Annotated in this window: 11 protein-coding genes and 3 pseudogenes; 5 read left to right on the plus strand and 9 right to left on the minus strand. The window is 65.1% G+C overall.

What is annotated here, in order from left to right:
• Positions 1–214: 214 nt before the first annotated feature.
• The 3 genes from AC5ZFO_RS37900 to AC5ZFO_RS37910 are packed head-to-tail and all read right to left on the minus strand — an operon-like array spanning position 215 to position 4,070.
• On the minus strand, positions 215–1,360 hold the full coding sequence (locus AC5ZFO_RS37900) for a nickel/cobalt transporter (protein WP_496123456.1): 1,146 nt from the start codon (positions 1,358–1,360) through the stop codon (positions 215–217).
• A complete protein-coding gene (locus AC5ZFO_RS37905; RefSeq protein WP_282525293.1) occupies positions 1,351–1,989 on the minus strand; it encodes a DUF1007 family protein in 639 nt (212 codons plus the stop codon). The genes AC5ZFO_RS37900 and AC5ZFO_RS37905 overlap by 10 nt, the downstream gene beginning before the upstream one ends.
• The gene (locus AC5ZFO_RS37910) at positions 1,989–4,070 is read right to left on the minus strand and encodes a M3 family metallopeptidase (protein WP_282525294.1); all 2,082 of its coding nucleotides are present in this window, start codon (positions 4,068–4,070) and stop codon (positions 1,989–1,991) included. The genes AC5ZFO_RS37905 and AC5ZFO_RS37910 overlap by 1 nt, the downstream gene beginning before the upstream one ends.
• Positions 4,071–4,207: 137 nt before the next feature.
• Between AC5ZFO_RS37910 and AC5ZFO_RS37915 the strand changes: the two genes are divergently transcribed.
• The 5 genes and pseudogenes from AC5ZFO_RS37915 to AC5ZFO_RS37935 all read left to right on the plus strand — a co-directional run bounded on the left by AC5ZFO_RS37915 (position 4,208) and on the right by AC5ZFO_RS37935 (position 9,001).
• Entirely contained in the window at positions 4,208–4,462 is a 255-nt protein-coding gene (locus AC5ZFO_RS37915; protein WP_028157810.1) for a hypothetical protein, read from the plus strand.
• Between the two features lie 676 nt (positions 4,463–5,138).
• Complete coding sequence (locus AC5ZFO_RS37920; protein ID WP_282525295.1) at positions 5,139–6,281, plus strand: type III PLP-dependent enzyme; 1,143 nt, start codon at positions 5,139–5,141, stop codon at positions 6,279–6,281.
• A gap of 145 nt (positions 6,282–6,426) precedes the next feature.
• Positions 6,427–6,965, plus strand: a pseudogene (locus tag AC5ZFO_RS37925) (GNAT family N-acetyltransferase).
• 135 nt (positions 6,966–7,100) lie between these two features.
• A complete protein-coding gene (locus AC5ZFO_RS37930; protein WP_282525296.1) occupies positions 7,101–7,490 on the plus strand; it encodes a RidA family protein in 390 nt (129 codons plus the stop codon).
• Between the two features lie 68 nt (positions 7,491–7,558).
• Positions 7,559–9,001 (plus strand): homospermidine synthase, encoded by a 1,443-nt coding sequence (locus tag AC5ZFO_RS37935; protein WP_496123457.1) that lies wholly within the window; start codon positions 7,559–7,561, stop codon positions 8,999–9,001.
• 63 nt (positions 9,002–9,064) lie between these two features.
• On the opposite strand, the gene AC5ZFO_RS37940 is transcribed toward AC5ZFO_RS37935, so the two are convergent.
• From AC5ZFO_RS37940 to AC5ZFO_RS37965, 6 genes and pseudogenes are all read right to left on the minus strand, one after another.
• On the minus strand, positions 9,065–9,805 hold the full coding sequence (locus AC5ZFO_RS37940; RefSeq protein WP_028148116.1) for an acetoacetate decarboxylase: 741 nt from the start codon (positions 9,803–9,805) through the stop codon (positions 9,065–9,067).
• Between the two features lie 94 nt (positions 9,806–9,899).
• The gene (locus AC5ZFO_RS37945) at positions 9,900–10,232 is read right to left on the minus strand and encodes a hypothetical protein (protein ID WP_282525298.1); all 333 of its coding nucleotides are present in this window, start codon (positions 10,230–10,232) and stop codon (positions 9,900–9,902) included.
• Between the two features lie 101 nt (positions 10,233–10,333).
• Positions 10,334–11,050, minus strand: coding sequence for an MgtC/SapB family protein (locus AC5ZFO_RS37950; protein ID WP_496123458.1), 717 nt, complete (start codon positions 11,048–11,050; stop codon positions 10,334–10,336).
• 108 nt (positions 11,051–11,158) lie between these two features.
• Entirely contained in the window at positions 11,159–12,094 is a 936-nt protein-coding gene (locus AC5ZFO_RS37955; protein ID WP_496123471.1) for an AIDA repeat-containing protein, read from the minus strand.
• Between the two features lie 30 nt (positions 12,095–12,124).
• Positions 12,125–12,208: pseudogene (locus AC5ZFO_RS37960) on the minus strand (hypothetical protein); the annotation flags it as partial.
• A 419-nt stretch (positions 12,209–12,627) separates the two neighbouring features.
• A pseudogene (locus AC5ZFO_RS37965) lies at positions 12,628–14,289 on the minus strand (FG-GAP repeat domain-containing protein); the annotation flags it as partial.
• Between the last annotated feature and the right edge of the window lie 186 nt (positions 14,290–14,475).

Below are 14,475 nucleotides of genomic sequence, written 5' to 3' on the forward strand. Positions count from 1 at the left end.
CCAAGGCCTTCTCTCCTGACGTCTTCAGCCTCAAGAGCCGATAACGCAACAGGCCCCTTGTGGGAGAAGGTGGCGCGCGCAGCGCGACGGATGAGGGGTATCTCTCCGCACGATTCAATCGTGAGAGGTTTGCTCGCGGAGAGATACCCCTCACCCGTCTCGCCGCTACGCGGCGAGCCCCCCTCCCCCACAAGGGGGGAGGGAAAGAGCAACCTTAGAAACACGTCGTCCGTTCGGCGGCGATGTAGCCGAACAACAGGCCCGCGCCGAACAGCAGCACGAGGGCTGCGGCGCCGAATTCGATGCCGCGCATGAACAGCGCGCCGCCGCCGTCGCGCCCCGCGCTGAGGCGGGCGGCGATGTCCTTGGCGGAGACGGCGACGACGGCGATGGCCGCGACCGTAATGGCGGTGCCGAGCCCCATCAGCAAGGTCGCGGCGATGCCGGCCCAGAACAGGCCCTGCGCAAGCGCGAACACCAGCACCAGGATCGCACCCGAGCAGGGCCGGATGCCGACGGTCAGGATCGCAGCAAACCCGCGCCGCCAGCCGCCGGGACCGGCGAGCTCACTCGGCGTGGGGCCGTGGGAATGGCCGCAATGCTCGTCATGGACGTGGTCGTGCCCATGGTGGTGATGGGCGTGGGCGTGACCATGGTCGTGATGATGGTGATCATGACCGTGATCGTGGTCGTGATGATCATGGGCGTCATGATGATGGTGATGGCCGTGATCATGATGCTCATGCGGCACGCCGGCGATGGCCGGCACCGGCTGGACCGCCTGGAGCGCGCGGATGAAGGTGCGGCCCTTGACCCAGACCAGGCGCAGGCCGAACAGCGCGATCAGGCCGTAGCTTGCGATCTCGATCGCGCCTTCCGCCTTGCACATGGTCTTGGCGGTGGCGTTCAGCACCCAGGCCGAGATGCCGACGATCAGGATCGCCACCAGCGACTGCATCAGCGCCGAGGCAAACGACAGCGCGATACCGCGCCGCGCGGTCTCGCGGTTGGCGACGAGATAAGAGGCGATCACCGCCTTGCCGTGGCCGGGGCCGGCGGCGTGGAAGATGCCGTAGGCAAAGGAGATGAAGAGCAGCGTCCACACCGCCGAGCCGTCGGACTTGGCGGCGCGGATGGTCGCCGACATCTGGCGATAGAATTCCGACTGCTTGGCCAACAGCCAGCCGATGACGCCGCTGGCCTCGGGCTCGGCCGCCTGCGCCGGCCGTGGTGCGCCGAACGGATTTTGCGCGAGGAGATCGTGAAGCGCGGCGTCCGCCACGCTCACAACAACGAGCACGGCCGCACAGGCCAGAAGCCCGCGCACAAGCGGGGAACGAAGACGACCGATCAAGGGCAATCCACCGTGATCTTGTTGGCGAACATCATGCCGAAATTCGAGTTCTCACCGTTCAGGAAGGTCTGCTCGTTGAGCTTCTGCGCGGTGGCGGAGCCGTCGCTGGGCCGATCGAGCTTCATCTGGCAGCCGGCGGGCGCGCCGACCAGCTTGACCGGGTTGTCCTTGGCCATCTGGAAGTCGATGAAATAGGAGCGGTCGAACACTTCGAGCACCAGCTGCTTGGGCTTGACCGGGTTCTTCAGCGGCAGCGTGAAGTGCAGGGTCAGCACGGTATCCTTGTAGTCGAGGAAGTAGTCGACCGGCTCGTTAAAACGCTCCTTCTTGCCGTCGGCTCGCGCGAAGGTGAAGTAGGCGTATTCCTTCAGCGACTCGACATTGGTCTGCGCCAGCGGCCCCAGCTCTTCACGGGTGTAGGCGCCCTTGGTCTTGCTCTCGAGCCCCTGCAGCGCATAGGCCGAGAACATGTCATCGAAGGTCCAGGCGTGGCGGACACCGGTAATGCTGCCGTCGGCGGCGTAGAGCAGCTCGCTGGTCGCGGTGATCCAGACATGTGGATGCGCGCTTGCCGCGCCCGCTGCGAACGTCATCGCAGCGGCGAGCAACAGGCCGAACAGGGCACGCATGCCCATCAGGCCGCCTTCGCGCCATCGAGCAGGCCGCGCCGGCGCAGCAGCGCGTCGGGCTCCGGCGGACGGCCGCGGAAGGCTTCATAGGCGGCTTCGGGATCGACCGATCCGCCCGAGGAGTAGATGTCGTCGTGCAGGCGTTTTGCCACCGCCGGGTCGAAGATGTCGCCGGCCTCCTCGAAGGCGCCGAAGGCGTCGGCGTCCATCACCTCCGACCACATGTAGCTGTAGTAACCGGATGCATAGTGGTCGCCGGAGAAGATGTGGCCGAACTGGGTCGGCCGGTGGCGTAGCGAGATCTCCTCGGGCATGCCGATCTTCTCCAGTTCCCTCTTCTCGAAGGCGCGGACATCCTGCGCGGCAGAAGCCGGCTGGGTGTGGAATTCCAGATCGACCAGCGCCGAGGAGACGAACTCGACCGTGGCAAAGCCCTGGTTGAACTTTCGCGCGGCGAGGAAGCGCTGGAGCAGATCGTCCGGCAGCGGCTCGCCGGTCTGGTAGTGGCGGGCGAACTGCTGCAGCACCTCGGGCCGCTCCTGCCAGTGCTCGTAGAGCTGGGACGGCAGCTCGACGAAGTCGGTGAACACCGCGGTGCCCGAGAGTGACGGATAGGTCACATTGGAGAGCATGCCGTGCAGGCCGTGGCCGAACTCGTGGAACAGGGTACGGGCATCGTCGGGCGAGAGCAGCGAGGGCTCGCCGTTCGCGCCCTTGGCGAAGTTGCAGACATTGATGACGAGCGGCGCGATCTCGCCGTCGAGCTTCTGCTGGTCGCGCAGCGAGGTCATCCAGGCGCCGGAGCGCTTCGACGGCCGGGCGTAGTAGTCGCCGTAGAACAGCGCCTTGTGCTTGCCGTCCGGCCCCTTCACCTCCCAGACCCGGACATCAGGGTGCCAGGCCGGTACGTCCTTGCGCTCCTCGAAGGTGATGCCGAACAGGCGCGTGGCACAGTCGAAGGCGGCGGCGATCATGTGATCGAGCGTGAGATATGGCTTGATCGCGGCGTCGTCGAAATTGGCGCGCTGGAGGCGGAGTTTTTCGGCATAGAAACGCCAGTCCCAGGGCGCGAGCTTGAAATTGGCGCCCTCTTCCGTGATCAGCGCCTGCATCTCGTCGCGGTCGGCGAGCGCGCGCGCCCGCGCCGGCTTCCAGACCCGCTCCAGCAGGCCGCGCACCGCATCCGGCGTCTTGGCCATGGAATCCTCGAGCCGGTAGGCGGCGAAGGTCGGATAGCCCAGGAGCTTGGCGCTCTCCTCGCGCAGCTTCAGGATCTCGACGATGGTGTCGTTGTTGTCGTTGGTATTGCCGTTGTCGCCACGCGCCGTGAAGGCCTTGTAGACCTTCTCGCGCAGGTCACGGCGGGCCGAGCTCTTCAGGAACGGCTCGGTCGAGGAGCGCGACAGCGTCACGATGGCCTTGCCGTCCATGCCGCGCTCTTCCGCCGCAGCCTTGGCGGCGGCGACGAAGCTCTCCGGCAGGCCCTGGCGGTCGGCCTCCCCCAGCTCCATGAACCACTCCTGCTCGTCGCCGAGCAGGTGGTGGCTGAAGCTGGTGCCGAGTTGGGCGAGCTTCTCGTTGATCTCCGCCATCCGCGCCTTGGCCTCTTCGGAGAGGCCGGCACCGGAACGGTGGAAGCGGGTGTAGGTGCGCTCCAGCAGCCGGAGCTGCTCGGGCGAAAGACCAAGACTGGCGCGGTTCTCGTGCAGATGGGCGATGCGACCAAACAGCACGGCGTTCATCATGATCGGATTCCAGTGCCGCGCCATCCGCAAGGAGACCTCCTTGTCGATCTCCAGGATGGCCGGGTTGGAATGCGCCGAGACGAGGTCGTAGAAGACCGCGGCGACCTTGGTGAGGAGCTTGCCGGAGCGCTCCAGCGCCGTGATGGTGTTGGCGAAGTCGGCGGCCGCGGGATCGTTGGTGATCGCCGCGATCTCGGCGGAGTGATCGGCGAAGGCCTGCTCGAAGCCCGGGAGGAAGTGCTCAGGCTTGAGCTCGTCGAAGGGCGGTGTCGCAAACGGCGTCACCCAGGCCTTCAGCAGCGGGTTGGTCTCGGGGTCCGTGGTTTGGCGGGGGTCTGACATCGCAAGTCCCGGTTTTTGTGGCTCGATTGTTGGGGTCAGGTATAGCACGCGATGGGGCTTTTTTGGGCCATTTGCCCTTGCTCCCGGGCGCCTTTTCGGGGAGATTGCGGCCCTCGAAGCCACGGACCCCAAAGCTCATGAACGCGCCTGCCTCCTCTTCCCGTCAGATCGTCTGGCCGAGCGTCATCACTGTCATCAGCGCCGCCATCCTGATCGGCGCCGAGGTGTTCGGCGCCGCGTTCGCCGGTGGCTGGGCGCTCGCGATCCTGTTCGGGCTCGGCGATCAGGGCACGCACATCCTCCAGGCCGTGCTGTTCGCGCTCGGCGTGCTCGTGATGACCGCGTTCATCCGCGCGGCTCAGCGCGTCGAGCCGTTCACGAAGCGCCGCTGACGCTTCCTCGCGCGCGCGAGACGCGCGCACGACGCAGAAAACTTAACGCGCGTTCATCTTCCGCGTCGCTCGCGCAACACCGCGCAAGCAGATGTTAGGCAATTCTGTCCGCAGCCTAAAAAAAATTCTTGCGAACCAGAGTCAAAACGCTTATGTGCGGACTTGCCCAATTTCGCACGTGCCTGTGGTCGTGTGTCAGTCGGTAGGTATCCGGACAAGAGGCCGGACAGCCGCCAAGGGGTGAAGAAGCCGAGGGGCTCTTCGGAAGTGCGGAAGTCGAAAGACCGAAAGGTCGGACGAGGAAGCAAACCCGGAGCGTCCAGCATCTCTCTCAAAGAGATGCCATGTCGAAGGTGACTTCACTTTTTGCAACCGTGACTGGCAGCCGGAGGCGAACCGGCGCACCCCGCTCTCAACGGGGGACGCGACTTAAAGCAACGACGGATCGGGCTTTTTTGGTCTCTACCGGCATTCCAACGCCGGCGCGGGCTACTGAAAAGGCTTGTCCTTCATTGCCAGGTGTGCGGGCGGGAAAACTCCCAACCAATCCACGGCAGCACAGTCTGATGTGAGTCTTTGGCTCGTCACGCCTCCATCGCGTGATCTGGCCGGAGCGCTCTTATCCGACGACATTTTTTGAACGGATCCCCGTCGCTGGGCCGTTTGGGAGAGTGCTATGACCGAACGTATTCAGGAATTCCTGCGCAACCGCCGCAGCGAGGGCCGGGACACCGAGCCTTGCCTCGTGGTCGATCTCGAAGTCGTGCGCGACAATTACCAGACCTTCGCCAAGGCGCTGCCCGACAGCCGCGTGTTCTACGCCGTCAAGGCGAACCCGGCGCCGGAAGTGCTGGCGCTGCTGGCCTCCATGGGCTCCTGCTTCGACACCGCAACCGTCGCCGAGATCGAGATGGCGCTGGCCGCAGGTGCGACGCCCGACCGCATCTCCTTCGGCAACACGATCAAGAAGGAGCGCGACATCGCGCGCGCCTTCGCGCTCGGCATCCGGCTGTTCGCAGTCGACTGCGCCGCCGAGGTCGAGAAGGTCTCCCGTGCCGCTCCCGGTGCAAAGGTGTTCTGCCGCATCCTCTATGACTGTGCCGGCGCCGAATGGCCGCTGTCGCGCAAGTTCGGCTGCGACCCGGAAATGGCCGTCGACGTGCTCGACGTCGCCAAGCGCCTGGGCCTGGAGCCGTGCGGCATCTCCTTCCATGTCGGCTCGCAGCAGCGCAAGGTGAAGGCGTGGGACCGTGCGCTGGCGATGGCCTCGCAGGTGTTCCGCGACTGCGCCGAGCGCGGCATCAACCTGACCATGGTCAACATGGGCGGCGGCTTCCCGACCAAGTACCTGAAGGACGTGCCGCCGGTCGTGACCTACGGCCGCTCGATCTTCCGCGCGCTGCGCAAGCACTTCGGCAACCAGATTCCGGAGACCATCATCGAGCCGGGCCGCGGCATGGTGGGTAACGCCGGCATCATCGAATCCGAGGTCGTGCTCATCTCGAAGAAGAGCGACGAGGACGAGGTGCGCTGGGTCTATCTCGACATCGGCAAGTTCGGCGGTCTCGCCGAGACGATGGACGAGTCGATCCGCTACGCCATCCGCACCCCGCATGACGGCGCGGACATGACGCCGTGCGTGCTCGCGGGCCCGACCTGCGACAGCGCCGACGTGCTGTACGAGAAGAGCCCGTATCCGCTCCCCGTCACGCTCGAGATCGGCGACAAGCTGCTGATCGAAGGCACCGGGGCGTATACGTCGACCTACTCGGCGGTGGCGTTCAACGGCATCCCGCCGCTGAAGACGTACCACATCTGATTTGCCACATCTGATCCGCCTCTCGTTCTGAGGCCTGACGAACCCGGGAGCCGGTCCGCCGGCTCCTTTCCTGACATTGCCATTCTGACGACGTCTTGAGCCGGCGTGCTTCTCGCACGCGGGTTCAAGCGGGGACTGACGCGCCATGACTGCTTTTCGGAAGCCACAAGTCGCCCTCACTTCGAAAGCCGCTCCGTTCGCGATCCGTGCGGAACGTGCTGCCGACGTCGCCGCCCGTGAAGCGCTGCTGGATGCCTGCTTTGGCGAGAACCGCCATGACCGCACCTGCCAGCGCCTGCGCGACGGACGTGCACCTGCCGCAGGCCTTGCCCTGTCGGCTGTGCGCGAGGGGACACTCGTGGGAACCGTGCGGCTGTGGCACGTCAGCGCCGGAGGCAGGCCCGCCCTGGTCCTCGGACCGCTGGCGGTGGACCCTGCCTTCCGCGAGCTCGGGATCGGCGCCGCGCTGATGCAACAAGCGCTGGCCGCCGCCCGGGCGCGCGGGCATGCCGCCGTGATCCTGCTCGGCGATGCCCCCTATTACGCCCGCTTCGGCTTCTCGCCCGCCTGGCGATCGAATTCCTACCCGGTGCGCTGGATGGCGTTGAGGGGATGATCGTCCCGACCGGCGCGGCCCTGCCCAAACGGAGGGTAGTTCGCGCCCTCCAGGCGCACGCGGCCTAAGGGATCGCCATGATGGCGACGACTTAAGCCGCGCTCCGCGGCGATGCCTGCGCGTGCCCGTTCCTTTAGGGTTGCGCGGGCCTGAGAAACGCCCTTTAACCCGCCAACCCCCCCCTTCAGTCGAGGCCCACGACCATGTCCCGTCGCCTGATCTCCACCGGCTCTCCCCTCGAGAAGACCGTCGGCTACAGCCGCGCCGTGATCGACGGTGAGTTCGCCTTCGTCGCCGGAACCACCGGCTATGACTACGCGACGATGACGATGCCGGCCGATGTCACGAGCCAGTCACGCAACTGCTTCAAGACCATCGAAGCCGCCCTGAAGGAGGGCGGATTCGAGATGGCCGATATCGTCCGTGCGACCTACTACGTCACCGACGCCAGCTACATCGACGCCCACTTCGCCGTCTGCGGCGAGGTTCTCGGTGACATCAGACCTGCTGCGACGCTGCTGGTCGTCAGCGCCCTCGCCAAGCCCGAGATGAAGGTCGAGATCGAAGTCACCGCCAAGCGCCGCAGCGTCTGACAAGCGCCGCAGCGCCTGATCCACCCCTCACCCTTTAGTTTGCCAGCACGTTCCGGAGAAACCATCCCATGAGCCACCCCTCGCAGATCTACGCGAAGATCACTGGTCCCATCGTCATGGTCGGCTTCGGCTCCATCGGCAAGGGCACGCTGCCGATGATCGAGCGGCATCTCGATTACGACAAGTCGCGCGTCACCGTGATCGATCCCAAGGACGAGGGCCGCAAGGCGCATTGCGAGAAGCAGAACGTCCGCTTCATCCAGAAGGCCGTGACCCGGGACAATTACCGCGAGTTGCTGACCCCGCTGCTCACCGAAGGCGGCGGCCAGGGCTTTTGCGTCAATCTCTCGGTCGACACCGGCTCCACCGACATCATGGAGCTCTGCAACGAGCTCGGCGCGCTCTACATCGATACCGTCAACGAGCCCTGGCTCGGCTTCTATTTCGACGCGTCGAAGGGCCCGGAAGCGCGCTCCAACTACGCGCTTCGCGAAGTGACGCTGGCCGCCAAGAAGGCGCGCCCGGCGGGCTCGACGACGGCCGTCTCCTGCTGCGGCGCCAATCCCGGCATGGTCTCCTTTTTCGTCAAGCAGGCGCTGCTCAATGTCGCCGCCGATCTGAAGCTCAATGCCCCCAAGCCGAAGACCAAGGCCGAATGGGCCGACTTGATGCGGCAGGCCGGTATCAAGGGCATCCACATCGCCGAACGCGACACCCAGCGCTCCAAGACGCCGAAAGAGCCTGACGTCTTCGTCAACACCTGGTCGGTGGAAGGCTTCCTGTCCGAAGGCGTGCAGCCGTCCGAACTCGGTTGGGGCACCCATGAAAGGTGGATGCCCGAGAATGCGCATACCCACGAAGCCGGCTGCGGCGCGGCCATCTATCTGATGCAGCCCGGCGCCAACACGCGCGTGCGCACCTGGTGCCCGACCCGCGGCGCACAGTATGGCTTCCTCGTCACCCACAACGAGTCGATCTCGATCTCCGATTACTTCACGGTGCGCGACGCATCGGGCACGGCGGTCTATCGGCCGACTTGCCACTATGCCTATCATCCGGCCGACGATGCCGTGCTGTCGCTGCATGAAATGTTCGGCCGCGCCGCGAAGATGCAGGAGAAGCACCATATCCTCGATGAGAACGAAATCGTCGACGGCATCGACGAACTCGGCGTGCTGCTGTTCGGCCATGACAACAATGCCTATTGGTACGGTTCGCAGCTCTCCATCGAAGAGACCCGCAAGCTCGCGCCCTACCAGAACGCCACCGGCCTGCAGGTGACCTCCGCCGTGCTCGGCGGCATGGTGTGGGCGCTGGAAAACCCGAACGAAGGCATCGTCGAAGCCGACGAGATGGATTTCGATCGTCTGCTGGAAATCCAGCTGCCGTATCTCGGCCCGGTGAAAGGTTTCTACACCGACTGGACGCCGCTGACGGATCGTCCGGGACTGTTCCCCGAAGATATCGACACCAGCGATCCCTGGCAGTTCCGGAATGTCCTGGTGCGCTGATCGCTCAACGGACTCGAACGATCAAAATGCCCGGCTTCGTGCCGGGCATTGTCGTTTCGCGACCTATTTCGCCAGATAGTCGAACGCGACGCTGCCGAGCCCCAGCGTCAAATCCGCTTTGAAATGCAGCGCCGAGACCACCTCGCGCACCGGCAGACGGGCGACGTCGCAGAGCGCGTGAGGAAACAGGCCGAGCGCGGCGGGACCGGTCCAGGCTTCCTTCAGCGTGATGTCCTCGAGATGGAAGCGCACCAGCTCGCAGATCCGAGGGGAACCGTCGACATGCGGGATGATCTTCAGGATGAAGTTCGGCGCCTTCATCGACTGCAGCACCACGTCAAGGTCGACCTTGCGGTGCTTGTAGCCCATCGTCGCGGAGGCGCAGAGCACCGAGCCGTAATGCAGCGAGCCGACCAGCACGTCGCTCTCGACCTCGATCTTCGGCCGCGCCAGCTTCTTCGGAAAGCCCCACAACTCGCGACCGCCGGCGATCGGTCCCTCGTCGTCCAGATACATCGCGTGGGTGTAGGCCCCCTCCTCGCCCTTGAGGCGGACCGGGATCACCTGCCCGGTTTCGGTGTAGTCGCCGAATCCGGTCGAGTCGGGCATGCGGATGAATTCGTATTTCACCACCGGCTCCGCCACCTCGAGCGGCTCGGGCACGATGGCGGCGAGGGCTTCGGGATCGGTCCTGTAGGTGATGACGAAATACTCGCGGTCGAAGAAGCGATATGGCCCCGGCGGGAATGACGGGTTGGTGAGCGGCATCGAATAGGCGGTGCGGCGGACGTCTTCGATCTTCATGGGAGGCCCCATCTGTCGTTGGCGTGACAGATTATGGAACGGGCCGGCTGCCGAGGCGAGATCAAATGCGCGTCACAATACGCCGACCGCCGGGCTACTTCTCCTTGATCGGCGGCGCGATCTTCTCCGCGGGCGCTGCCGGCAGTGCCGGCTTGGTCGCCGCACCCTGCGTCTGCGGGTCGGGGCGCGCGGGCTCGGGGGCCGGCGTGGTCGGACGGTCGCCGCCGGGCTTGGCTTGCGCGGGCGTCTTGTCCTGATCGTTGGACGGCGTGCCTTGGAGCGGTTGCGTCGCCTGCGCCGTCTGCATCCGGCTCTCGGCGCGGATTTCCGCCAGCGATAGGCCTGAGACCACGACACCTGCCGCGAACAGCGAGCAGGCGATCACCAGGTCGAGCTTCAGTCTGCGCTTGTCATTTGGGCCGGGCATGTCGATCACCGCCTTTGTCCGCGGGATCAACGAACTTGCCCGACTGCGGTTCCGTGGTGGACGAGGCGGGAACCGTGCCGTCGCGTGCTAAAACGCCGCGCTCAGTCCGAGGTGCTGACTTCCCAGGTGGCGTGGCGCACGCCCGGCAGGTGCTGCAGATCGGTCGCCACCGCGTTCAGCTCGTTCGGATCGACTGCGGTCGCAACCAGCTTTGCGACAATCTCGATCAGGTCATCCCCAGTCTCAACCACGTCGATATCGGCCACCGGATATTTCGCGGCCTCCAGCTTGTCGACGAGACGGTCGCGCATGTCGGGCAGGGCGTCGGCCGCGACGGCGAGCTTGAAAAAGTAGGTCGCCTCCGAGGTCTTCTCGTTCAGCGGAATGCGGTTGATGGCGTTGACCAGCGGGCGCAGCATGGTGTTGCCGGCGATGACGAACACGGTCAGCGCAGCCGCCTGCGCGACCATGTCGGCGCCGGCACAGGAGCCGACGGCGGCGGAGGCCCACAGCGTCGCCGCGGTGTTGAGCCCGCGGACGTCCATGCCCTGCTTCATGATGACACCGGCGCCGAGGAAGCCGATGCCTGATACGACATAGGAGATCACGCGGACCGCGCCGTCGGCGCCGGTCAGATGCATCGCGAGATCGACGAAGGCGGCGGCACCGACCGCGACCAGCACGTTGGTGCGCAGACCGGCGGTGCGCTGGCGGTACTGCCGCTCGGCGCCGATCAGCGTGCCCAGCACGAAGGCCGTGAACAGGCTGACCAGCGTATCCGCGAAGTCAGCAATCTGGAATGTCGTCAAAAACCGCATGGTCCCTCGCACGGGTTGGCAAACGATCTATGCGAGAGTGCCGACGAGGTCAATTTGAACGGGCACCGGCTGTGGAAGCCGATGCCCGGTCGTCTTGTTTTCTCTGCCTTAGTGAGCGGCCGCGAGCAACGCCTGCTGGGGCGGCGTATAGCTCAGCACTGTGCCGCCATTGCCGTCGGCCGAGAGCGCGAAGGACGAGGCCGAGTATTGCGCGAGCAGAGCCCAGGAGTAGCTCTGGCCGCCGTCGGTCGTGACCGTCAGATTGTTCGCGCCGTCGACATCGAGGCTGGAGATCACGGTGTTGCGGAAGTCGATGGTGTCATCGGCGCCAAAATTGGCGATCGAGCCGGTCAGGCCTGTCGGCGCGTCCAGCACCAGCGTTGCGCCGCCGGAGCCGCCGAAATCGACGTTCTGGGCGAGGCCGCCCGCATAGACATGCTCGCTGCCGCCGTCGAGATGCGAGTTCGAGGCGAGGCCGCCCGCCCCCACTTCCTGCTCGCCACCACCGCTGACGGTTGCGCCGGTCGCAGCACCTGCGACGAACTGATAGCCGCCGTTGATCGTCGCGCTGCCGTCGGTCGCGCCGGCGTCCACATATTGGAAGCCGCCGGTTGCGATCGTCGTGCCCGTTGTCGCGCCACCGGAGCCGACATATTGCCGCCCGCCGGCATTGATGACGGTGCCGGCCGCGTGGCCATTGCCGAGCACCTGCTGATTGCCGTCGAGCACGGTGTCGGTGACGGTCCCTTGGTAGACGTCCTGATAGCCGCCCGCCGCGACCGTCGTTCCGGCGGCGCTACCGCCCTGATAGACGTGCTGGGAGCCGCCACTCGCGACGAGGACGCCGTTCGCCGTGCCGTAGTCGTATTGATTGCCGCCGGCGCCCACCGTCGTGCCCGTCGCCGTTCCGCTCAGATATTGCGTTCCGCCGTCGATCGTCGAGTTGACGTCGCGGCCGCCGGCGGCAACGGACTGCTGTCCGCCAGCCTTGATCGTGGTGTGGGCCGAGGTGCCGTTGGCGTAGACCTGCCCGAAACCGTACAACAGGGTATCTGTCGCACGCCCGCCGGCGCGGATGTCCTGATAGCCGCCGGCTTCGATCGTCGCGCCGGTCGTGCCGGTGCCAAAAATATGCTGCTGGCCGCCGTTCTTGACCACCGATCCGGTCGAGATGCCGTAATCTTCTTCGATTCCGTTGCGACCGACGTGCCGCGGACGACAAGGCTCGGGTTGAAGGACGAGGTGGACGCCGCGACGATGGTGCCCTGCAGTGAAGCGCCGCTCGCGATCGTGTAGCCAAAGGCGAGAGGGATCGATTGCGACACACCGTCATTGCCGGCTGCGTCGCGCAGACGGGCCGTCACGTAGGAAAGTCCGGTTGCCGGAAACAGATTGTCGAGCCGCCAGGTGCCATCGGCAGCGCTGGTGACCGCGTAATCCGTCGGACCAAACGACAAGGTGATCGCGGAGGCCGCATCGGCTACGTCGAGCGTACCCCGGACGGTGATCGAAAAAGGCGTTGCAGCGGAATTTTCGATGCTTGTGATCGCGAGGACGGGGGCGGTCGTATCAACCTTGAAGGTGAACACTGGCCCGGGATTGCTGTGGTTGCCCAGGGCATCCGTGGCCGTCGCAGCATGGCTGTAGGTCGAACCGTCCTGGAGGCCGGACACGCCGAGGCTCCAGCTGCCGTCGCGGCCAACCGTGGTGACGCCAACGACGGAATTGTCGCCGGCATTCGTGACCGTGACAGTGTCTCCCGCATTGCCCCTGCCGGACAGGGTCGTCGTCCCGCCGTGGAAATGCGCCGCGTTGATGTAGTAGCTGCCGTCGGCCCCCGGCGTCACGTCCGCGTCGACAATGGTCAGAGCCGGCGGCGTGCGATTGATCGTATATTGCGTGGTGGTCGAATTCGGCGCGGTGAGGAGGACATCCTCGCCGGTCGAGGAGTTGCTCGTTGACCACTCCACCACGACGTCGGCTTTTCCGTCTCCATTGAGGTCACCGACGGTGATTCCGTTGGCGCCCGAAGCGAGCGGCAACGTCACCGCCGGACCGAACGTGCCGTCACCGCGACTGTAGAAGGTCGAAAGCGTGTTGTTGCTGGTCGCGACCACGGCGAGGTCCGTTTTGCCGTCGCCATTGAAGTCCGCGGCCGCCAAGTTCCAGATGGGCGCCGGTGTCAGGAAGGTCTGTGGCGATGCAAAAGTGCCGTCGCCGTTGCCGAGCAGGATCGCAATCGAATTGTTGGTTCCGAGCGCAAGATCGAGCTTGCCGTCGCCGTTGAAGTCGCCGCTGATCGTTCTCGATGAGGCGCCGGCCGCGATCGGGGATTGGAATGTGCCGTCCCCGTTGCCAAGACGCACGGCAACCGGCGAGCCTGAGTTCTGCACGAGCAGATCGGTCTTGCCATCGCCGTTGAAATCTCCGCTCGAAAGAACACCAGAGGCATCGGTGGCCACGGGCGATCCGAAAGAGCCGTCGCCGTTGCCGAGCAGTAGCGACGTGCCAATGTTGTTCGACATGATCACGTCGGCCTTGCCGTCGCCATTGAAGTCGGCAAACGCCCTGATATTGCCGCCAGTGCTGCCACCCGTCGCATACTTCGTCGCCGCCGCGAACGTGCCGTTGCCATTGCCCAGCCTGACGTCCAGGGTCCCGGTGAAGATGTTGCCCATCAGGACGTCCAGCTTGCCGTCGCCGTTGACGTCGCCGAGTCGAATCGACGATTCCAGCTCCGAAGCTCCGGTCAGCGAGGTTTGCGTGAACTGGCCCGTGCCGTCATTGGTCCTGACATCGAGAAAGTATGCGGAAGCGCTGACGGTTCGGACATAGACCATATCCTGCTTGCCATCGCCGTTGACGTCACCGACCGCCGCCGTGTTGATGATGCTGAAGCGCGGGCCGCTCATCTGCGTTTCGGACTGGAACGGCCCGACATAATAGCCGCTGGAATCGTGCACATTGGTGCCGGTCAGTTGCAGCCCCAGCGAACCGCTGCCCGAGCCGGTGTTGACCGTGACCGTGTAGCTCGCGCCGTTGCTGCCGGTCACCGGCGTGATGTCCGTGATGCCAGCGCCGTTGATGCTCCCCGTCGCGGCGAGGGTGAACTGATCGACCGTGACGCCGGACACCGGCTTCGAAAAGGTGACGGTGTAGTGCACGACGGACGCGTCGGTCGACGACGGATCGGTGCCCGTGATGCTGACGAGCGTCGGAAGAACGGGGATGAGTGGCATGGGGATTCCCTGGCGTGGCGCCTTGATGCGAGGATTCGAATTGCACACCGTCGCCGGACAGGCCGGCGTCAGGCGCAACTGATCGCGCGGCAGCAATTCGAAATTGCATGCCGTGCTCTCTACATCTGCGACCCTACAGGGGCTGCTTGTCGGTTATGTTACATATTAACAAAAAATAACATAACG

The organism is Bradyrhizobium sp. Unk1, from assembly GCF_059512345.1.